The 20,790-nt window shown below is 46.6% G+C and carries 19 protein-coding genes and 1 pseudogene; 14 read left to right on the top strand and 6 right to left on the bottom strand.

The window, feature by feature from the left end:
* Positions 1-18: 18 nt before the first annotated feature.
* On the top strand, positions 19-564 hold the full coding sequence (locus tag MHI38_RS28630) for a hypothetical protein (protein WP_090921084.1): 546 nt from the start codon (positions 19-21) through the stop codon (positions 562-564).
* 277 nt (positions 565-841) lie between these two features.
* Here MHI38_RS28630 and MHI38_RS28625 read toward each other — a convergent pair whose 3' ends face one another.
* Positions 842-2,935, bottom strand: coding sequence for an ABC transporter ATP-binding protein (locus MHI38_RS28625; RefSeq protein WP_341181999.1), 2,094 nt, complete (start codon positions 2,933-2,935; stop codon positions 842-844).
* 12 nt (positions 2,936-2,947) lie between these two features.
* Positions 2,948-4,693 (bottom strand): ABC transporter ATP-binding protein, encoded by a 1,746-nt coding sequence (locus MHI38_RS28620; RefSeq protein WP_090921082.1) that lies wholly within the window; start codon positions 4,691-4,693, stop codon positions 2,948-2,950.
* Positions 4,694-5,220: 527 nt separating this feature from the next.
* Here MHI38_RS28620 and MHI38_RS28615 point away from each other — a divergent pair.
* Both MHI38_RS28615 and MHI38_RS28610 read left to right on the top strand, forming a co-directional pair.
* Positions 5,221-5,517 carry a HesB/YadR/YfhF family protein gene (locus MHI38_RS28615; RefSeq protein ID WP_154886324.1) on the top strand — a complete coding sequence of 99 codons (297 nt, stop codon included), beginning with the start codon at positions 5,221-5,223 and terminating at the stop codon, positions 5,515-5,517.
* Between the two features lie 62 nt (positions 5,518-5,579).
* Complete coding sequence (locus tag MHI38_RS28610; protein ID WP_221791105.1) at positions 5,580-6,029, top strand: NUDIX domain-containing protein; 450 nt, start codon at positions 5,580-5,582, stop codon at positions 6,027-6,029.
* 101 nt (positions 6,030-6,130) lie between these two features.
* Here MHI38_RS28610 and MHI38_RS28605 read toward each other — a convergent pair whose 3' ends face one another.
* The 3 genes from MHI38_RS28605 to MHI38_RS28595 form a co-directional block, all read right to left on the bottom strand.
* Entirely contained in the window at positions 6,131-6,643 is a 513-nt protein-coding gene (locus MHI38_RS28605; RefSeq protein ID WP_090921076.1) for an ADP-heptose synthase, read from the bottom strand.
* Positions 6,644-6,832: 189 nt separating this feature from the next.
* Positions 6,833-7,276, bottom strand: a complete 444-nt coding sequence (locus MHI38_RS28600) for a DUF441 domain-containing protein (protein WP_090921075.1) — start codon at positions 7,274-7,276, stop codon at positions 6,833-6,835.
* Between the two features lie 5 nt (positions 7,277-7,281).
* Entirely contained in the window at positions 7,282-8,322 is a 1,041-nt protein-coding gene (locus tag MHI38_RS28595; RefSeq protein WP_341181998.1) for a YpdA family putative bacillithiol disulfide reductase, read from the bottom strand.
* A 179-nt stretch (positions 8,323-8,501) separates the two neighbouring features.
* On the opposite strand from MHI38_RS28595, the gene MHI38_RS28590 reads away from it, so the two are divergent.
* The 6 genes and pseudogenes from MHI38_RS28590 (at position 8,502) to MHI38_RS28560 (ending at position 13,674) form a co-directional block, all read left to right on the top strand.
* The gene (locus MHI38_RS28590) at positions 8,502-9,095 is read left to right on the top strand and encodes a metalloregulator ArsR/SmtB family transcription factor (RefSeq protein ID WP_154886323.1); all 594 of its coding nucleotides are present in this window, start codon (positions 8,502-8,504) and stop codon (positions 9,093-9,095) included.
* A gap of 505 nt (positions 9,096-9,600) precedes the next feature.
* On the top strand, positions 9,601-10,695 hold the full coding sequence (rsgA, locus tag MHI38_RS28585) for a ribosome small subunit-dependent GTPase A (protein ID WP_154886322.1): 1,095 nt from the start codon (positions 9,601-9,603) through the stop codon (positions 10,693-10,695).
* A 57-nt stretch (positions 10,696-10,752) separates the two neighbouring features.
* Positions 10,753-11,091 carry a L,D-transpeptidase gene (locus tag MHI38_RS28580; RefSeq protein WP_090921069.1) on the top strand — a complete coding sequence of 113 codons (339 nt, stop codon included), beginning with the start codon at positions 10,753-10,755 and terminating at the stop codon, positions 11,089-11,091.
* 36 nt (positions 11,092-11,127) lie between these two features.
* Entirely contained in the window at positions 11,128-11,649 is a 522-nt protein-coding gene (locus MHI38_RS28575; RefSeq protein WP_154886321.1) for a GNAT family N-acetyltransferase, read from the top strand.
* A 145-nt stretch (positions 11,650-11,794) separates the two neighbouring features.
* Positions 11,795-13,275 (top strand): annotated as a pseudogene (locus MHI38_RS28565) (aldehyde dehydrogenase family protein).
* Positions 13,276-13,521: 246 nt separating this feature from the next.
* Positions 13,522-13,674, top strand: a complete 153-nt coding sequence (locus MHI38_RS28560; protein ID WP_167375738.1) for a hypothetical protein — start codon at positions 13,522-13,524, stop codon at positions 13,672-13,674.
* A 105-nt stretch (positions 13,675-13,779) separates the two neighbouring features.
* On the opposite strand, the gene MHI38_RS28555 is transcribed toward MHI38_RS28560, so the two are convergent.
* Positions 13,780-14,019, bottom strand: a complete 240-nt coding sequence (locus tag MHI38_RS28555; protein ID WP_090921063.1) for a hypothetical protein — start codon at positions 14,017-14,019, stop codon at positions 13,780-13,782.
* Positions 14,020-14,438: 419 nt separating this feature from the next.
* Between MHI38_RS28555 and MHI38_RS28550 the strand changes: the two genes are divergently transcribed.
* From MHI38_RS28550 to MHI38_RS28530, 5 genes are all read left to right on the top strand, one after another.
* Positions 14,439-14,759, top strand: a complete 321-nt coding sequence (locus tag MHI38_RS28550) for a hypothetical protein (protein WP_154886320.1) — start codon at positions 14,439-14,441, stop codon at positions 14,757-14,759.
* Positions 14,760-14,813: 54 nt separating this feature from the next.
* A complete protein-coding gene (essC, locus tag MHI38_RS28545; protein WP_341181997.1) occupies positions 14,814-18,818 on the top strand; it encodes a type VII secretion protein EssC in 4,005 nt (1,334 codons plus the stop codon).
* Positions 18,819-18,834: 16 nt separating this feature from the next.
* Positions 18,835-19,665, top strand: a complete 831-nt coding sequence (locus tag MHI38_RS28540; RefSeq protein ID WP_090921057.1) for a hypothetical protein — start codon at positions 18,835-18,837, stop codon at positions 19,663-19,665.
* Between the two features lie 6 nt (positions 19,666-19,671).
* Positions 19,672-20,220: a WXG100 family type VII secretion target gene (locus MHI38_RS28535; RefSeq protein WP_154983861.1), complete on the top strand. Its 549-nt coding sequence runs from the start codon at positions 19,672-19,674 to the stop codon at positions 20,218-20,220.
* Between the two features lie 182 nt (positions 20,221-20,402).
* Positions 20,403-20,678 (top strand): WXG100 family type VII secretion target, encoded by a 276-nt coding sequence (locus tag MHI38_RS28530; protein ID WP_090921054.1) that lies wholly within the window; start codon positions 20,403-20,405, stop codon positions 20,676-20,678.
* The last annotated feature ends 112 nt before the right edge of the window (positions 20,679-20,790 follow it).

Here is a 20,790-nt window from a genome sequence, read left to right as displayed (position 1 = left end):
AGAAAGGAGCGCTCGCATATGCATAACACGGATTTCCAGAATGATTTCATGCTGGACAGCGAACACTCCAAGGAATTGTTTGCCTATTACGGCTTGGCCGTATATTATGGACAGGCGCTGGAACAGCAACTGGTTAATCTTATTTTGTTAACTAAAATGTCACAAGGCAAGGTGGTAACTGAGGAGGAACTAGAGGAGCTGTACGAGCGGAAGATGAGTAGTTCACTGGGGCAACTTATTCATGAAGCACGGCATCATTTTACGTTTTCCGAAGAAGAAATAAGCAGTCTGAATGAATTATGGCAGCAACGAAATCGGATTGTGCATCATTATTTCAAAGAGCGCATTCATGAAACCTTCAGTCCGGAAGGTCGGACACGTATGATTAAGGAATTGCAAGATTTTAAAGAACGTGCACAGGAACTGGAGCTTGTACTCCAGCAATATATAGGTGTCTGGATGGCAGCATTGGGACTAAAGGATGAGTCTGCGGCAGCATGGGTTGCTCTGGAACGAATGCATGCGGCGAGATTTCAGGAACGTGGGCCAGATGAGGAATCATGAGATCAGAGCTGGAGTACGCAAATCCCGTTCCTTGTCCGAGAAATAATGATGTATATGGGATATACAGTTAGAGGTTGGACTTAGAGGGCGAACTTAAAAGTGAAGAGACGGTCTTTTATTCTAAGGTGAAGTATTGTCGTAGAGCAATAATAAAACCCGTTCTGTCAGTAACCTGAAGGCTACTGTATAGAACGGGTTTTATGTGTTGTTTTAATGCTGGCCGGATGTCCTTGTTGACGAAATATGTTCTGCTAAATGATAGCGAAAGAGAAGAAAGTTACACATTTCCTCCGGCGAGTGATGGCGAAGATGTACTAAAAGCATCAGCTGAACGAGTCGAGCCATCGGAGATGGCTTCGCCTTGAGCCCCTTGTTGCAATTGATACATCTGATAGTACCGGCCTTTCAGCTCCATCAACTCATCATGCGCACCTTGCTCTACAATTTTTCCGCGATGCAGCACGAGAATCTGATCTGCAGAGCGAATGGTTGACAGACGATGGGCGATGATGAAAGTAGTACGTCCTTTTTTGAGGACTTCCAGCGCGTTCTGGATCAAAGCTTCCGTCTCTGTATCAATGTTGGCGGTGGCTTCGTCCAGAATCAGGATCGCGGGATCGAAGGCGAGTGCGCGTGCAAAAGAAATCAACTGCCGCTGTCCGGCAGACAGTGTGCTCCCTTTCTCAACTACCGGCTCGTCAAAGCCTTGTGGCAGATGCGCCAGAATACGTTCTGCACCTACATCACGCAGTGCCTGTTCAATGCGTGCCCGGGAGATCTTTTCATCACCCAGACTGACATTGGAAGCAATCGTGCCTGTGAAGAGATAAGGGTCTTGCAGTACGATCCCCATATGTTCCCGAATCCACTGCTTCGGCAATTCCTTAACGTTCTGTCCGTCAATCGTGATTTTGCCTTTTTGCGGATCATAGAACCGGAACAGCAAGTTAATGATCGAACTTTTACCGGAACCGGTGTGACCCACGAGTGCCACGGTCTGACCTTGCGAAGCTTTGAACGAGATATTGTTCAGCACATAATCTTTTTTATAAGCAAACGATACATCGTCAAAAACGACATTTCCTTTGTACCTCGGCATCGAGCCATCTGTAACGGGTTCTCCTTTTTCATCCATCAGCTCAAATACACGGCCGGCAGAGACAAGAGAGGAGTCAAGGTTCGCAAGCTGGTTCACCATACCGATGATCGGCTGGAACAACCGCCCGAGAACATCAACAAAGGCATACAGTACACCCAGTGAAATAATACTTGTGCCTGTGATCGCACCTGCTCCAAAGTACCACAGAACTACGGCAAAGGCGATATTCCGCAACACATTCACCAGGTTATGAGAGGTAAAGGCATTCAGATTGAGCATTTTGTTCTGATGTTTCATATAGTCTTCATTCAGTTCTTCGAATTCCTGGCGAGTTTGCTTCTGGCGACGGAACACACGAATGATGGACATGCCCTGAATGGACTCGTTAATGATTGCATTAATCTCACTCAGTCGCGAGCGAATGATTGTATTGTATCGGGTGGCGAATTTGCGATAGAGCACAATCCATGCAATGAGCATCGGTACAACGAATAGTGAAATCAGACCCAGACGTACATCGAGCAGGAAGAGAGCGATATAAACTCCTGTTATCGTAATAATGCCTGAGAAAAAGTTGGACAGTACCGCCACAAACAGATCTTTGACGGCCTCGGTATCATTAGTGACCCGGGAAACGACCTTACCTGCGGGCAGGTTATCAAAAAAGTTCACGGGCAACCGCTGAATGTGCGCATACACATCGTTCCGCAGCCGTTGAATGACCTTGTTGGCAGAGGATTGCAGCCAGAAGGTTTTACCAAACTCCATAATAACCGAAATGACAAGGAAGATCAGATAATACACAATTAATTGATAGATGCTTGGCATCTCGGGTTTGTAAAAGGCAAATAGTTCACCGGCAGACAGCGGCACGGCCGCGTATTGCCCAGTAACTTCACCTGCGCGAGTTACGGTTAAGGTTCCGTTCGCATAGGAACGATCGCCGTCAGGAGCATTGACCGGCTCGCCGACGAAATAAAAGCTTTTGCCGGCTTGCAGTACGCGTACCTCGGCTCCTTTGGTTTCGTCTGGTGCAAACAAACCTTCACGTTTATAATTTTTCCCTTGATAAACGGCGGCTTCTTCCGAAGCTGCCGTCTCATAAAATGGCTGCTCAATGGCGAGCAGGTGATTATCAATCATGGATTTGGCGATAAAGGGTCCGGCGAGTTCAGCCGCAACTCCAATCGTCAGCATGATTAAGGCAGCGATGAATGTGCCTTTGGCTTTCAAGGCGTAATCCAGCAACCTTTTACCTGTATTGGACTTCAAATGAGTTACCTCCTACGTGGACAGATTGGACTCGACCTGTTGCCGTTCATATTGTTCACGGTACCAGCCATTCTTGGCGAGTAGTTCCTGATGAGTGCCTTCTTCCGTAATTTTACCGTGCTCCAGCACGATGATCCGATCTGCGTGTTCGATAGCGGACAAGCGATGTGTCGAGATCAGTGTTGTTTTGCCAGCGCGTTTGTTGCGAATATTTTCAATGATTTTAGCTTCTGTGCGAGCGTCAACAGCAGACAGGGCATCGTCAAGAATAAGGATATCCGGATCAGCGATAAAAGCCCGAGCCAGAGATACCCGCTGTTTCTGTCCACCAGACAAAGCGATACCTTTTTCACCTACAAGTGTATCGAGACCGTCAGACAACGTTCCGAGATCGCCGTCAAAAGCAGCGGTGCGAATCGCTTCCATAATGACATCATCAGACGCATTTGGCTTACCGAATTGAATGTTCTGACGAACCGATTTGGAGAACAATACTTGTTCCTGTGGTACGTATCCGATCCAGCTGTGTAGATCATCCTTCGCGATATCCTCGATGGAATGTCCTGAAATGCTGAGCGTACCTGATCCAGCGGGGTATTCGTGCAGCAATTGTTTGAGTAGGGTGGATTTACCACTTCCCGTGCGTCCTACTACGCCAAGTGTCTGTCCGCGTTGAATGGTAACATTGATATGACTCAGGTTATCCACCGTAGAGGTTGGATAGCGGAATGTCACATCATTCATGACGATTTCATCCGGTTGCGTAATATGAACAGGATGTTCTTTGTCCTGAACAGCAGGCTCTACGGATAACGTTTCGTTCACCCGATCCAGAGAAGCACTACCCCGTTGCATGAGATTAATTAATTCACCGATGGCAAACATCGGCCAGATCATCATCCCCAGATACATGTTGAACGATACGAGGTCTCCCAGGGTGATTTCATTGTGAAATACAAGATAAATGCCGTAGGCCAGTGCAATGACGTAACTCAGACCTACAAATAGTCGAATGGTTGGTTCAAATAAAGCATCCATCCGGGCAACCGCTAAGTTTTTGCGATATACATCTTCCGTGACATCAGCAAATCGTTTCTCGTCCAGACGTTCCTGAACGTACGCGCGTACAACACGGATGCCTGCAATGGACTCTAACACCTGATCGTTCATATCACCAAAGGCATCCTGTGCCAACGTATAACGTTGATGCACTGCTTTACCATAGATCATCATAGCGATGGCGATAAAAGGCAGGGGCAGAATTGCAGCCAAGGTCAGCTTCCAGCTGACGAGGAAACCCATGGCGAACAGTACAGTTAAGAGAAATGCTGTGGAGTCTGTTAACGTGAGCATACCGAAACCTGCGGTTGTAGCAATAGAACGAAGGTCATTGGTGGCGCGAGCCATGAGATCTCCGGTTCTGTTTTTTTCGAAAAAGGGTGGTGTCATTCGCAGCAAGTGATCCATGAAGCGGGAGCGTAGCAACCGTTCTACGAGATTGGCTCCGCCGAATAATTTGTGCATCCATATGTACGTAATCAGATAGATAATGATGACCGTCCCAAGAATAAGTGCGATGTAAAACGTTAATGAGGTGCTTGTGATAGAGCCGCGTACGATCTCGTCGATGGCGTTCCCCAGAAGGCGCGGAGGCAGCAATTCAGCAATCCCCACAAGAATGAGCAAAATGACACCAACCAGGTATCTTTTGCGTTCCAGCCTGAAGAACCAGGCCAGGTTTTTAAGTACAGAGAACAAGTGTTATCCCTTCCTTTCGATGTGCAAGAAGTGCAAAGTTTCGTTCAAAATGACAGCTAAAGCTTGGTAAGGCTCATTCAAGCGCAGTTCAATCCAATAAAAAGCCCACAAAAAAAGACACACCGCACGCAGGCGGTATGTCTTATATCTTCATACGGCAGCATGACTCCAAGAGCAGAGCCGCCGCCGTACATAAGGTATTGTGAGCGAGCTTGACAGGGGTCTGATAAACAAGAGACACCTGAAGCGCTGTCTTATGAACGGAAAAGTGATTTCGGGGATACTCCGGTATTTAATTGTGTGTGAATGTGAACCAACTTATGTGTGTTAAACACCGTAATCACCCTTTCTTGTTAATGGAAATAAATGCAATGTAGACCTCGTATGTTTGCATCTTACCACCCGTTTTTACAATCTGTCAAACATTTTTCACAAGATCGTATGCCTGTGTATGATTTGTAGGGTTTGTGTTCAAGCCGCTCTAGCGATATGATGTAACATATATATACAAAAGGAGCTGACATCATATGAGTACCATACATGTATCCGACCAAGCTGCCCGCTGGTACAAAGAAGAATTGAACTTGAATGAAGGAGACAGCATTCGCTTTTTTGCTCGTTACAGCTCTGGCGGTGGTCTTCATCCGGGATTTTCTTTGGGAATTGCCGTTGAAAAACCGAGACATCCTGCGGATCAAACGGAAGTTTCCGGCATTCAATTTTTTATGGAAGATCACGATTACTGGTATCTGAAAGGGCATCAGTTGCATGTAGATGTTGTAGAGGATGGTCAGGATATTGAATATCGTTATACCGAAGTGTAATAAAACATTAGTCCATAAATGGAACGCGAGCACCGTCTTTTTTTAAAAAGGAGGGATGAGGAGTGGATCTACCGACACGGGATATTGGGCAATATATTGCGAAACGTGCAAATATTGTAGTCAAAGCAGCCATAATGGCTGCGAATGATCAAGGTGAGCTACTGCTCATCCAGCATGCCGAACAAGGGCATTGGCGAATACCTGTTGGAGAGATGCGTCCTGGAGAGACGATTGAAGGGGCAGCACTTCGTGAACTTTGGGAAGAAACCGGTTGGACAACGGAGTCGATGAGCTTTGAATCATTATACTCTGGACCGGAATTGCGGCAAGTGCATGCGAACGGGGATGAGGAGTATTATGTTATCGCCTTGTTTAAGGCTCGAATTATTCTTGATCATCTTGTGGAAGCGCGAGTAAACAGCGATGCGGGATTAAAGTTTTTTGAGCCGAATGCACTGCCGCCGATGAACAGTATTAGCCAAACGCTACTGGAACAGTCTGGCTTAAAGTAATACGTGCCACTAAAAGTACATGAACTCGAAAAAGACCTCGACTGCCACTATACAGTGAAAGTTGAGGTCTTTTGCATTTTTTCGTATATGTGTTCTCAGGATTATACCTGATCCAGCGGCTCATCATCCATTGCAAAATCGAAATCATCGATATCAAACACCTGCACAGGTGATTCGGACTCAATGATACGGGCGATTAACTCCACTTGATCGGTCAGGATTGGAATCCCCAGACGCTGAGAAGTAAGAATCAGTTCTGTCTCTATCGGATCAAAATATTCTCCATATTGAGCGGTATCCATGGCGTTAACAATCGTAATGGAGGCTTGATCACCAAATAGAATGGCGGGGCTTTTTGCCCATGGTACCGCCAGGGCGCGCTCAATCTTTTTCTTATTTAACGGCTCTTCAAAGTAGGAGATTAATTCATTGATCTTGGTTTTAACATGCTGATCATCTGTAGCATTATCCATCATGGGGTCAGCACTGCTCTGAAATTCATATAGTTCAAGGATGGTGGTGTAAGGAACGATATATTCCACAGGCGCCGGCGGCGCAAGCAATTGACCGTAAATAGCCACCATCACGGCTTCGGTAACAAAGGGACGTGACATGGTTCCTGAATCCTCCTGAGGACGATAAACGTCGTGAAGTGCTGAATGAGTTCATCTGACAAGGTGAGAAAGATGCCCATTCCCTGTTGCAAAATTCATGTATCGGTTTGCATGAATAGAAGTATAGCACAGAGCGGTGGGAAATACAGCCAGTTTGCAAAAGCATACACGATTACCGTACCGTACGGTTCAGGATTTACCTAAAAGCAGGGACAGGATGCCCGCTGCAATCAAAGGCCCGACAGGTACACCTTTGAACAAGGCAACGCCAAGAACTGTACCGATCAAGAGGCCTGCCACAACTGTTGGCTGTGTGCTCATCAGCGATGCGCCGCGACCGCCCAGATAAGCCACAAGCAAACCAACGCCAATGGCGAGTAGTGACTTCCAGTGCAGAAACGATTCACCTATGGTCTGCAAGCTCATTTTACCGCTGGCGAGAGGAGCCATGACACCGATTGTCAGAATAATAATACCCAGTGTGAGCCCGTATTTTTCAAGCCAGGGAAAGGCTTGATTGACATTGAGTACACGAAGCAGTAACAGGAATACCATCGCTACAGTTACAGGTGTGTTACTGCTGATGATGCCAAGCGCTGCGAACACGAGCAACAGGAGAGAGGTCATATCCATGGATTTCATTGCTCCTCAGACTGAGCATGATTTTTGCTGCCACGATGTTCTGAATTGTCAATGGTATGTTCTGTTTTGCTAATGATATGTTCAGCAATGTACCGTCCATGCCAGCGGCCTGACTCAATGAATACTTCATTGGCATTGCGTCCAGAAGCGATAACACCGCCCACATAAACGCCTGGTACACTACTTTCCATCGTTTGTGGATCGTACAGTGGCTTATCCATATCCTCAGACATCTCTGCTCCAATGGAAGCAAGCAATTGGCGGTCAGGTCGAAAGCCGGTCATGGCGAGCACGAAGTCATTCTCAAGCTCGCTTTCCGAACCATCTGTATGCACAATTCGAATGGAATCATCCAGGATTTCATTGACACGGGAACCAAGATGAAGCGTAATGAAGTTTTTCTGTACCATACTTTCAAATAACGGGCGAACCCAAGGTTTAATATGCTCGGACAGACCTGTACCGCGGTATACCATATCAATATGAGCGCCAACCCGGACAAGCTCCATGGCGGCGTCAACCGCTGAGTTACTTCCACCAATGATAGCCACGCGTGTATTGGTATATGGGTGTGCCTCGCGGAAGTAATGCGTGACTTTATCCTTGTCTTCACCTGGAATGCCGAGGTAATTCGGGTGATCGAAATAGCCGGTAGCCACAACGACATGCCGCCCTTGATGTACGATGGTTTCTCCACGCCGATTAACCGTATGTACCTCGAAGGTGCCGTCTTCCTTACGCTGAATCTCACGGGCTTCCTCATAATTATGAATACGCAGGCCGAAATGTTCGGCTACTTTGCGATAATAGGCAAGTGCTTCATAACGAAACGGCTTGTCATTGGCCGAACTGAACGGCACGTTCCCGATCTCCAGCAACTCCGCCGTACTGAAAAATTGCATGTGAGTTGGGTAGAGATAGATGGATTGTACGATATTGTGTTTCTCAATAATGACAGCGGACAATCCTACCCGCTCGCATTCAATGGCAGCGGACAGACCGCATGGGCCTCCGCCAATAATAATGACATCTTCCATGTTCTTAATCCTCCTTCATTACAAGCAATATAATCCTACCGTAAATAACACTTCAATGCCAGTTCTGCGAGGCAACACAATGTGTTGAAAAATCAAAAAATAAATTGAATTGACTTCCAGATGAATAAAGACTAGTATCAAATTAGATATTTATCTAATTGAATGTGAGGTGTATGTTGATGCAGCTTGAGAAAATTGTGGCCTATCACAAAGCCTTGGCTGATCCTACCCGCCTTCGGATGCTTTTGCTGCTTTCCGAAGGAGAACTGCATGGTCAAGCGCTGGCGGAGCGCCTTAACTTGTCTCAGCCGACGGTGACTCATCATGCTGCCAAGCTGAGAGAAGCTACGCTTATTCAAGAGCGACGGGAGAAAAATACGGTTTATTTTACCCTGAACCCTTCGTTCATTCGCGAACATGCCCAGGCTTCAGTTGATTTTATTTTCAAAAGAAAGGAGCAGTCTGATATGACAGATGTGAACGAAACACTGAAAGCGTCTATCATGAGAAACTTTTTTTCCAAGGATGGCCGGCTTCGCCAAATTCCTGCGCAGTACAAGAAAAAGCTGGTTGTGCTTGAATATCTGGTTGAACAATTAGAGTCTGGACGCAAGTACAGCGAGAAAGAAATCAACTCGTTTATTCAGGAATATCATGAGGATTTTGCAACCCTTCGCCGGGAGTTTATCATGCATCAGTTCATGTACCGCGAAGACGGAGTGTATGAACTAAACCCTCGAGAAATGTGGACGAGATGGGATCAAGTGAAATAAAGAGAGAATAGCTACAAAAAACAATGGGCTTGACAAATGCACAACAGACTGTGTAACATGATGGCATATTCTACAAGGGAGGCGATGTTCATGACAAATCTAACGGCAGTATACGTGGAGTTGAATAGGAACAGCGTCTCCGGAACGGATCAAGGTACATCGATTTTGCTATAGCTGGATAGAAGTATCCAACTTTGGCGAGCGATGATAAGACCTTCATACGAAGTCACGGGTGACGTACCCGTGGCTTTTTTGTGTGCTGATATGGGGAGTTCCAGGGCTGGGATAACGGACGGAGTACAGGATGACCGTTATTCAACATGCTGTGGAGGCAACCTCATATTCGGATAACTATGGATTGCCGCGGGTGTGAACAACCTCGTGGTTTTTTTGTTTGGATCTGTAATCGGAGATGCAGGATGGTGTCGTGAAAAAAAAATGAATTTAAACACACTTCAACTGAATCATAAACAATCTGGGAGGAATTTTTATTTTAAATCAACGTATGGAAAATAAGGGCATTGAAAATTATGGCTGGTCTGCGGCATGGGAGAAACGATGGTCTGAGGAACAGTTGGGCTTGGAATCCAGACGGCCTGCTCGGATTATTGCAGATCATGGACATATGCAGCGTCTGATCACAGCGGACGGAGAATGTTGGGGCAAAGTGTCGGGAAAACTCCGTCATGACAACTTGGAGACAGGACTTGCACCTGCTGTTGGCGATTGGGTAGCTGTGGCAGGAGAACAGGGCGAAGAAGTGATTATTCATCATGTATTGCCACGTCAGAGTCGTGTATCCAGGCAAGCCGCTGGCCCGGTAACGAAAGAACAATTGATAGCAGCGAACGTAGACGCCCTTCTGATCGTTGCGGCGCTTAATCATGATTTTAACCTCAGAAGACTTGAAAGATATGTGTTAATGGCTTGGAACGGGGGAGTAAGACCGGTTATCGTCCTGAGTAAAAGTGATCTGTGTGATGATGTGCAGGGACGAATCCGTGAAGTGGAGGGTATTGCACCAGGCGTGGAGGTACTGGCAATTTCGGCAATCGAAGGACAAGGGAAGGAAATGCTGGAAACCTATCTGAAACCAGGTGCAACTGTAGCGCTCACAGGCTCCTCCGGAAGTGGTAAGTCCACACTGGTCAACTGGATGATGGGCAAGGATGTTCAGATTACGCAATCCGTGCGTGAAGGGGACAGCCGTGGCAGACATACAACGACACATCGGGAGATGTTTGTATTACCACAGGGAGCAGTCTTGATCGATACGCCGGGCATGCGTGAACTTCATCTCTGGGACGAAGGAGAAGAAGGTCTTTCACAGGCATTTGGAGAGATTGAAGAGCTGTCTGGCGCGTGCAGATTTATGGATTGCAGTCATACGAAGGAAGAGGGCTGTGCAGTTAAAGAGGCCATTGCAAACGGTGAGCTGGATGAGAAGAGGCTGAATAACTTCCTCAAGATGCAGAAAGAAATGCAGTATCAGCGGCGCAAGGAGGAGGTGGCTTCGCGCAAAAGGACAGCTTCAAGCAAACCGGTAAAAACACGCAAGGCCAAGCATGCCCATCGGGCCAAAGATTGGGAACAGGACTGATATGAGGCGGGGCATCCGTATTTGTCTTGCATAGGATAAGGCAGGAGGGATGTCGTGATGCCGAATTACAGAATCATCGTGGACTTGTCCGACCATATGTTATATCTGCTAGATGGAGATCAAGTTGTGAAAGGTTATCCGGTAGCCACAGGTAAAATGCTGACCAGCACTCCAAGCGGAGAGTTCACCATTGTCAACAAACAAGAGAATCCTGGAGGGCCTTTCGGTGTGCTCTGGATGGGCCTGTCCAAACCCCATTATGGTATTCATGGAACCAACGAACCATCGTCGATTGGCAAGTCCGTATCACATGGCTGCATTCGGATGTACAATTCAGACGTGCTGGATTTGTCCTCAAAGGTATCCGTGGGAACCCGAGTTACGATCCGGCCATAGGCCGGATATTCTTTTTTTTGAAAAGGGGGCGAAGCTATGCATATAAGGTTAGCACGTGAAGGGGATGCGAGGGGGATCGCATACGTACATACAGAAAGCTGGAAAACGACATACCGCGGAATTGTGCCAGATCACGTTTTGCATCTTTTGACTACAGAATCACGATTAGCTCAGTGGGAGCAGCAGTTACGCGCTAGCGAAAATGATCAGATTTTGATCGTCGCCGAGGATGAAGAGGGGGAAATTGTCGGTTTTGCCTGTGGAGGTAAGGAACGCGAAGGTCAACTACCCTATGATGGCGAGCTGTACGCCATTTATCTGCTCCAGTCTCATCAAAATTCTGGAATAGGCAGACAACTTGTGAAGCAGGTGGTTCAGCACCTCCAGACATGCAAGATTGATAATATGATGATTTGGGCTTTGGAGCAAAACCCGGCGTGTCGTTTTTATGAAAAAATGGGTGGTATACCTGTTCATACACAGTCGATTCGTATCGGGGATGAAGATCTGGAGGAAGTCGCGTATGGCTGGCCTGATCTAGCTTCTTTTGAGGCATAGTGCACACGTTGCTTTATTCATATTGTGACAAAGCCCGATCCGCTTTCAGGTTGCATTATCCGTTTGCCTAACTTCGAACAAGGTTAATGAATGAGACATCGTTTTTTTAATGTACATTCTAATCTGAAGATCGGAGGCTTGTGTAATGACTTTAGTAGATAACCAACATAAATCAGCGACATGGACTAAACAGTTCATTTCAGGTAAATGGGTGGAAGGCTCAGGCGAGAAAACGATTGAAAACATGAATCCGTATACGGGTGAAGTGATCGCGACCTGGCGTTCTTCCAGTCCAGAGGATATAGATCAGGCTTATAAGTCTGCGCAAAAGAGTTCGGTGGAATGGAAAGCAACGTTGCCTTCCGTTAAGGAAGGGGTGCTTCGTAAAGTCTCATCTTTAATGGAAGAACGAAAAAATGAGATTATACAGCTACTCATTACGGAATCCGGTAGCACCGCATCAAAGCTGAAGCAGAATTTGCCGCAGCGAAACGTATTGTGGATGAATCGGCTTCATTTCCTTTTCGAATGAAAGGCGAACTGCTTCCGTCCAATACGCCGGGCAAAGAAAATCGGGTAGTCCGTGAGCCCAAAGGGGTTATCGGCGTTATTGGACCATGGAATTTTCCGCTACATCTATGTTTGCGTTCCGTCGCACCCGCAATCGCACTCGGCAACGGTGTGGTGATTAAACCCGCTTCGGATACACCGATTACAGCAGGATGGTTGATTGCGGATCTGTTTGAACAAGCGGGTCTGCCAGAGGGCGTATTAAATGTAGTCGCCGGAAGTGGCAGCGAGATTGGGGATTATTTTGTCACACATCCCATTCCTAAAGTCATTTCATTTACGGGTTCTACAGAAGTGGGTAAGGGCATTGGTAAACTCGCCGGTGAGCATCTCAAAGAAACTGCACTGGAACTCGGCGGCAACAATGCGATGATCGTTCTGAATGATGCGGATGTTGAGCATGCGGCTCAGGCTGCTGTATTCGGAAAGTTCCTGCATCAGGGTCAGATTTGCATGGCGCTAAACCGTATTATCGTACACGAAGATATTTACGATCGGTTTGTTCAATCCTTTGTTAACAAAACGAAAAACATACATGCCGGTGATCCGGCTGACGAGAAAACACTGGTAGGTCCCCTAATCCGAAAGAAAGAAGTGGAACGGCTTCTAGAGCTCGTACAACAGGCTAAAGAGGAAGGCGCGCAATTAGTGCTTGGCGGAAAACATCAGGAAAGTGTGCTTATGCCAACCGTGCTTGCAGATGTCCAACGCGAGCAGGAGATTGTACAGCAGGAGCTGTTCGGACCAGTAGCTATCATTATGAAAGCTACAGATGAGCAGGATGCTATTGGGCTGGCTAATGATACTCCTTATGGTCTGAGTGGCTCTGTATTTACGGCCAATCTGGAGCGGGGGTACCGGGTGGCAGGGCAGATTGAATCGGGTATGGTACATGTCAACGATCAATCGGTGAATGATGAAGCACATGTCATGTTTGGCGGAGAGAAATCGTCAGGCATAGGTCGTTTTGGCGGAGACTGGGCGATTGATAAATTCACACGTACACGCTGGATCAGTCTACAACATCAATTTCGGGAGTATCCGGGCGTGAACTAAGTCGAATATGCATGAATAGAGAGAGGCAGTCCGTGGTTTATCCGAGTCGGTTCGCGATGAAGCGACAGGAGGTGCATGAAGCCCGTCTGAGCGATATTGGGACGGGCTTTTGCATCATTTTACAACGGATGCAAATAACACTCTCAATCGAATGAAAAAGCTGTTTGGGCAACTTCTGATCTGGTTATTTATGGATACACGGGACGAAGTACTCCGTAAAAATCATGGCAAAGGGGCTTGGAACTTATGTCCATTGACCGCTTTATTTTAAGGAAAATAAATACCTGTCAGGAAGAACATACACGAGAAAATTTGGTTAGATTGTTTGTCATTCGAATACGAAAAGCTGAGTTTGCAGAAGAACATGATGCGGCTTACGTGTTGGAAAAGCTGAAATAAGAGGGTGCGGATATGCCCAAAACCACGTCAAAAAGGAAGCTTGACCTTTATAGGGAAGCTTCCTTTTTCATGGTAACGCATAAACGAAGGTTACTGGACTCTTCTTCAATATAACGATAGAGCAAGAGAGTCATTTTCACTGCGGCTGTGAAGAATAGCTTCGCCGCCAACAATTTCAATACTAATCAAAGAGTGCAGACATTTTTGCAAAGCGCGTTTACCATTACTGATCTTATGCTCAAGAGCACTGCTAAGCAATCTTAATGTTTTTTGCACAGGTTGTTTGTTTTCTTGATTAAAATATACAGGGATTGATTTGTCTTGAAAAGTTATTAGAGTTCTCACTTGAAATCACCTCACGAGAGTTATTTCATACAGGTAATATTAAATACCAATGCTTAAAATTACCTTAAAATCAGCTTATGAAAACATAAAGGTGGATAAAGTTTGAAAAGTGTTCACAATTCAATTGTGGACGAAGGAATAAAAGTCCCGAATCTCTTCTTTCTTTTTCTATTAAATGGAAATCACAGCGATAGTTTCGCATCGTTGCAATTTTTTTACCAAACAATGACACAAAAGTTCTGAGTCAAATGGACGATATTTTAATATAAACGTGGGTCATATGTAACAAAATTACAGCGAATACGTTGCAAACAAGGGTTTTATATAAGAAAATAGGATGGAATACCGTTTCACTCGCATTTTTTTGATTTAATCTGACATTAGGACAATTTACATATGAGACCTTGGGAGGGCTTCACATGATTCTAACCGTGTATTCCGGCCGGGAGGAAGGCGAATGGTTCGACATTGAGGTTCCGGATGAATGCACCATTGAACACCTGAAGACGTTGCTCGGTGTACGAATATTCGGACAGGCGCCGGGGGATGGCATTCAGTATATTTTGGAAGCTAAATTTCCTGAGGGACTATGGTTTACCCCCCAGAACGCCCAGCAGCTAATGGAGACGGGGCTACGTCAGGGAAGCAGTGTGCGTGTACAGCGGGCTTTTTCAACGACTTCTGAAGAGGCACCCATCTACGGAAGACGCTCATTATTTCAGCAGGAGAGCAACGAATGACGCTCTGTGGCGTATCATTCATTAATTGAACGACTAAAAGGAGGTCTTTTCTTCGTGAATGTGTTATATCAGCGTTCTCCGAGAATGACACCGGTTTTGAAGGAAGAGAGCCTCGAAATTCTCAGGCCGCCTGCAGAGCCGAACAAACCTACATTTTCCATGATTTCAATCGTGGTTCCCGTGATGATGACGATGGTCAGCATCGGTTTCTACGTGTACATTAATATGACTGGCAAAATGAATAACAGCAATTATATGATGTTCCAGATGATGACGGTTATGATGATGCTTACATCTTATACCATCCCGTTCTTTGTATATCTCAGCAATAAAAAATCATATCGCAAAAAGATCGAGGAACGTAAAGCGATGTATCTTGCACAGCTGGATAAGCATCGTGAAGAATTGAAGGAAGCACAGGCGGAGCAAGTGAAGAGCCTGCATGAAATCCATGGTGATCCATCCGTCTGCCTGCAAATTGTCAAGAACCGAAACAGTTCGCTTTGGGAGCGTTCCCCGGAAGATGACGATTTTTTACAGGTACGTATCGGTACGGGAGAGATTCCGTTTCGCATCAAACTTCAGGTACCGCGTATCGATGGATATGAAAAGGATGAGTTGATTGAGGCCGCTCATGGACTCGCTGCGGAATTTCAGACCGTGCCCGATGCCACGATAACCCTGCCTCTATTCGAATCCAAGGTCATGGGTCTGGTGGGGGATCGGGAAGAAGTGATGGCTTCGCTACGTGTTATCGTCTCACAGCTTACAGTAAGGCACTCACCGGATGAACTGAAACTTGCTGCATTTTATGAAGAAAAGGATACCAAGGAGTGGGAATGGCTCCGCTGGTTGCCTCATATTTGGGATGAGGATCAAGGACAGCGATATATGGCCGACAGGCACAGCAGTGCGCATCAATTGGCGGACAGCTTGTTTTCCGTGTTGAACCGCCGTCGTAATAACAAGGAAGATCGCTACAAAAAAGCGGTGCAAACTCCTTGTTATGTTATTATTCTGTCGGATACGCAACTGATTGAAGAAGAACCTCTACTTCCACTACTGCTGGAGGCTGCGCAAGAGATTGATGTATGCACGATTGTGCTGGCGAACCGCAAACAATCCCTGCCTATGCACTGCCAGTTAATTATGGAGGCTTCCAAAGGCAAAGGAGTGTACATCAAAAAGACGGAAGATGCGGATGTCGTCTCGCAGACATATAAACCGGATGTGATCTCCAAGGAGACGGCAGAGGCGTTATCCCGTTATATGTCACCGATTCGTCTGAAGCGTTCCTCCGCTTCGGAGATCCCGCAAGTGTTGCCACTATTCGATATGCTCAGCACTTCACGTGTGGAGGATCTGGATGTTGTCTCCCGCTGGGGGCAAACCAGATATCCGGACACACTGCCTGTACCTATGGGGGTAAGAGCTGGTGGTAAAAAAATAGCTATTAATCTGCACGATAAAATCGAGCGGCAAGGGCATGGTCCCCATGGTTTGATTGCGGGTACAACAGGCTCAGGTAAAAGTGAGGTTATTCAGTCTATTGTTGCTTCGCTGGCAGCCGAGTTCCATCCACATGATCTTGCTTTCATGCTGATCGACTATAAGGGCGGAGGTATGTCTAATACCTTTGTCGATCTACCGCATGTTGTAGGTACCATTACGAATCTGGATGGTAATCTTATTGAACGTGCCAATGTTTCTCTTCGCGCTGAACTGGTGAGAAGACAGAAGATTTTAAATGATGCGGGCAACCTGCAACATATTGATGAGTACTACAAAATTTTGCGTTCAAGACACGAACAACCACTGCCGCATCTTGTAATAATCATAGATGAGTTTGCTCAACTGAAACGTGACCAGCCGGAATTTATGGATGAGTTGATCAGTATTGCGGCGATCGGCCGGACACTGGGTGTTCACTTAATTCTCGCAACCCAAAAACCTGCGGGAGTCGTGGATGATAAAATTTGGAGTAACTCTCGTTTCCGTATCTGTCTTCGTGTTCAGAGCGAGGGAGACAGCAGAGATATGATAAAAATTCCGAATGCTGCATGGATTACGAAGCCTGGCCGAGGTTATTTTCAGGTCGGCAGTGACGAAGTCTTTGAAGAAATGCAATTTGCCTGGAGCGGCGCACCTTATAATCAGCAGGAGGATTCAACAACGGTACTGCCTGTAATGGAAGTACGTCTGAACGGCAAACGTGAACCACTGCTGACAGGAGAGCGAAGAGCTGTTCTCAAGGGAGAGGATGTGCCGAAACAGCTGCAAGTGTTCATTGATTATGTGGCAAAGGCTGCTACAGAAGCCGGCATAGAACGTTTGCCTGGACCTTGGTTGCCTCCGCTGCCAGAGATACTCGAACTGGACGGTCTTCACGACTGGAAGCAGAAGGAGAAAAGAGAATCTCTGCTTGATGATGGGGCGAGTGGTCTTAAACCTTTGGTGGGTATGCTGGATGATCTTCCGAATCAGCGTCAGTTGCCGCTGGCATTGCCTGTGGATCAAGGACACCTTGTCGTATACGGCATGCCTGGACTTGGCAAAACGACTTTTGTTCAAACGTTATTGATGTCTCTTGCCCGTACGGAGCGCACAGAGCCGTGGAACGGATACATTATTGATATGGGACGTATGATGAAAGACTTCGCTGGGCTTCCGCAGATCGGTGGCGTGATGATGGCCGAGGAGGAAGACAGGATCAAGCGTTTGTTCCGTTACATTCTGAAAATCTCGGCGCAGCGCAAAGATATGATCTCGGAGGCCGGGGTTAAAACGATTTCGGCTTATCGTCGTACGGCTCATGCTACAGTTCCACAGATTATTGTGGTTATTGACGGATATATGTCTTTCCGTAATGCTTACCCGGATGAGAATGAATCGCTCGAGACCATTTTGCGAGAAGGCGGAAGTTTAGGTATTACCTTTGTGCTGACCGCCAATCGGGTCACTGATATTTTCGAAAAATTCAGAAGCAATATTCAAAATGCTGTTTCATTTGAGCTCTCTGATCCAAGTGATTATTATTATGCTGTAGGGCGGCCTTCCAAGGCGCCAAGCCAGCTGCCTCCTGGCCGAGGTCTAGTGAAGGGACAAGTCCCACCGCTGATGTTCCAGGCTGCTCTGCCATCTTCAGGAGCGGACGAGGGTGAACGATCTGCCGCTTTACGCAGGGCAATTACGGAGATTCGTCAAGGCTGGACGGGTGAGGAAACGCCACAAATTGCGCCATTACCGGAAGAAATCAAGCTTAAAGATTTGCTTGTTCGTACAGGTTCCTTCGGCAATGTAGGGGGAACTTCAACGGTAAATGTACCTGTAGGTCTGCTAACGGATGATTTGGAGCCGTTTGAACTTAACCTGCGTGAAGGGCCGCACTTTATGGTGACCAGTCCGATGGAAGGTGGTAAAACGACTTTCTTGCAAACCTGGATGTTATCACTGGCTTACCATGCTTCACCTGAGGATGTGCAAATATACACGGTAGATATGAGGTATGGGTCAGGTGGATTAGGTGAAATCAGCAGTTTGCCCCATGTCCGTGGACACGTATCGAGGGAAGAATTGCTTGCGCCTGTCATTCAGGAGTTGTACGATGAAGTTCTAAAACGTGGTGAAATTACCGGAGGACCCGAAATCGTACTTGTCGTGGATGATGCGGACACCTTGTCCAAACAGCTCACCGATTTTAATATCAAAGATCAACTCGGTGTTATTGTTCGTCAGGGCAGAGACAGAGGCATTCATGTGATTCTCTCAGGCGTTCCGGCGGATTTTCCGACGTTCGGTTCGGATTGGGTAAGTGATGTAAAAGCATCCCAAAGCGGATTGTTGTTCGGGACTTTGGACCCTAATGATCTCTCGTTCTTCCGTATACCTTATTCGGAATCCGGGGGTACCGCAGGTGGGCTGAAGGTACTGCCACCGGGTCAAGGTTATTATATAAAACGCAAATATTCCAGGGTTAAAGGAGCAGTTCCATGCGATAGCAGCTGGAAAATGAATAATTGGATTTCAGAAATTCGTGACCGATGGCATGTTGTAGTTTGAGGGGAGGTGGCTCATAATGTTGACGGTTCATGATTCTAAGCAAAAGGTAGTCACGTTACAGATTAAGGAACTATTTTTCCTGGCTGGTATTCTCGGTTCAGATCGATTGCTCGGCGTGGAAGACCCTTTCCGAGGTTATATGGCAGAAGATATTGCCATGGAATGGGAGCGTGTCAAAACCTCTTTGCTAGACAAAGGCTACTTGATTCAGGATCAAGATACCAATGAGCTGATCATGACACCAACCGTTTTTTCCAGAGTAGCCATTGCCGGATTATCCGACAGAGCGTGCTGGCTCCGTTATACGATTGACGGGAAGTCGCAGGAAAGTTATATACACTGCACGGATGAACGGGTCGTTGAAGTAGCCCGCGCTACGGATGTCCCCGATTCGTTCCGTCTAAGTGACTTGGGTAATGTTCGTGAAGCCATTGATGTTCTGATTGAGCGGATGAGGTGGAGCGGCCATTCTCCAGTGGATAAACCGGCACTGATGTGTTCCAAGAAAAAGTTTTATGATGTCATGAACGGATTGAAGGGGTATGAAGTACAAACCGTGGCTGATGAGCTCTCACAGGAAACGAATGATCCTGAAGGTTCACTGGCATTAGCACGTTGTCTGGTAGGCAAGCAATCTGACGGAGAGCTCAGATTGCTTGTATGGGGACAGGAGGGCTGGCAGTCACAATCGGCGGCATTTACCGCGAGTGCAGCCTCCAACTGGTTATTCCGAATGAGCACGGCGGCTTCGGATGACTGGCTCGTTGCAGCGCTCACAACAAAAGAACAGTTTCACGAAATGCTGCTGGACTGGCTTAAACAGCCTGCAGGGGAAGAGGAAAGGTGATGGTAAATGCGCATTCGTGTGGAACCGGATGTGCTTCGGGCACTGAGCAGGCAGATTCAGTATGCAGCGGAGCAAATACAGCAAAAAATGACAGTGTTGGATCAGGCGATACATTCGCTGGATTGGGATATCGAGTCCCGTGCAGCGGTGATGAGCGAATGGAATCGTAGTAAACGGCTGGGTGAGGAAGCCCTTCGTCGTTTGATGGACTTAAGTGTACAGCTCGGGCGCAAGGCATTGTTATTCCAACAAGCAGACATGGAATATCGTTCCGTGCTGAGTCATGTCAATGTGGCCTATGGCAATGCGGTCAATATGCTGAATGTTCTTCAGAGTAGCCGCGGTGGCGATATCCTGCCTGCGCATGCTGCTGATGTAGCTGTTGTATCCGACCCGCTTTCCGCTATGGCGGCTGTGTATCGGATACAGGATAGTGCTCCACCTGATGGTTCTCCGGCAACCCTTGTTCAGGCTACACAGCCTGAGCCTGTTTCATGGAGATTCAGAGACCCTTCTTTTCGAGAAAGAAGAGGAACTGAACCTGTAGTTTCATAGCGGCCTATCAAATGTAGTACAACTGCACGTTAAATAAATTGTAAATAGTCTGTTAGTTGAAGTTTCATATGCTAAAAATGGGGTAAATAGGATTAGGTCCTTCGGCTTTTGTCCGAATGATCCTTGTATAGTACAATTTGAACAAACAAATTTAATTGCACACATCAAGGAGGAATTTAACAATGGCAGGACGTATTTTAGTTACCCCAGAACAACTGGATCAGGTTTCAAACCAATTCAAACAAAGTGGAGAACAAAGTCAACAAATCGTATCTTCATTGACTCAATCCATCACAAGCATGGAAGGACAATGGGAAGGTATGACGAAGCAACGTTTCTTCCAAGAGTTCCAGGAAGCTAGCAAACAAATGCAATCCTTCGTTCAAACGTTGAATAGCATTAGTGTAGAACTTTCAGCAATCGCGACTAAATTCCGCACAGCAGACCAATCTCGTTAATCTGCTCTTACATAAGGTCCAGACGATTTGATAATTTTCATCGTCCTGGCCATATGCGGGCATCAAGTTAAAGATTGCAAGATTACGGCAAAAACCGGGTGGATTACACCCG

This window comes from Paenibacillus sp. FSL K6-1558, assembly GCF_038002565.1.
Taxonomy (GTDB): domain Bacteria; phylum Bacillota; class Bacilli; order Paenibacillales; family Paenibacillaceae; genus Paenibacillus; species Paenibacillus polysaccharolyticus.
The sequence above is the reverse complement of the archived record's forward strand: the minus strand, read 5'-3'. Positions and strand labels throughout refer to the sequence as shown.

What these genes read in the sequence shown, in the direction of transcription:
- MHI38_RS28630 (WP_090921084.1), top strand. Translation starts at nt 19, where the DNA reads ATGCATAACACGGATTTCCAGAATGATTTCATGCTGGACAGCGAACAC.
- MHI38_RS28615 (WP_154886324.1), top strand. Translation starts at nt 5,221, where the DNA reads ATGAGTACCATACATGTATCCGACCAAGCTGCCCGCTGGTACAAAGAA.
- MHI38_RS28605 (WP_090921076.1), bottom strand. Translation starts at nt 6,643, where the DNA reads ATGTCACGTCCCTTTGTTACCGAAGCCGTGATGGTGGCTATTTACGGT.
- MHI38_RS28600 (WP_090921075.1), bottom strand. Translation starts at nt 7,276, where the DNA reads ATGGATATGACCTCTCTCCTGTTGCTCGTGTTCGCAGCGCTTGGCATC.
- MHI38_RS28595 (WP_341181998.1), bottom strand. Translation starts at nt 8,322, where the DNA reads ATGGAAGATGTCATTATTATTGGCGGAGGCCCATGCGGTCTGTCCGCT.
- MHI38_RS28590 (WP_154886323.1), top strand. Translation starts at nt 8,502, where the DNA reads ATGCAGCTTGAGAAAATTGTGGCCTATCACAAAGCCTTGGCTGATCCT.
- rsgA (WP_154886322.1), top strand. Translation starts at nt 9,601, where the DNA reads ATGGAAAATAAGGGCATTGAAAATTATGGCTGGTCTGCGGCATGGGAG.
- MHI38_RS28580 (WP_090921069.1), top strand. Translation starts at nt 10,753, where the DNA reads ATGCCGAATTACAGAATCATCGTGGACTTGTCCGACCATATGTTATAT.
- MHI38_RS28575 (WP_154886321.1), top strand. Translation starts at nt 11,128, where the DNA reads ATGCATATAAGGTTAGCACGTGAAGGGGATGCGAGGGGGATCGCATAC.
- MHI38_RS28560 (WP_167375738.1), top strand. Translation starts at nt 13,522, where the DNA reads ATGTCCATTGACCGCTTTATTTTAAGGAAAATAAATACCTGTCAGGAA.
- MHI38_RS28550 (WP_154886320.1), top strand. Translation starts at nt 14,439, where the DNA reads ATGATTCTAACCGTGTATTCCGGCCGGGAGGAAGGCGAATGGTTCGAC.
- MHI38_RS28540 (WP_090921057.1), top strand. Translation starts at nt 18,835, where the DNA reads ATGTTGACGGTTCATGATTCTAAGCAAAAGGTAGTCACGTTACAGATT.
- MHI38_RS28535 (WP_154983861.1), top strand. Translation starts at nt 19,672, where the DNA reads ATGCGCATTCGTGTGGAACCGGATGTGCTTCGGGCACTGAGCAGGCAG.
- MHI38_RS28530 (WP_090921054.1), top strand. Translation starts at nt 20,403, where the DNA reads ATGGCAGGACGTATTTTAGTTACCCCAGAACAACTGGATCAGGTTTCA.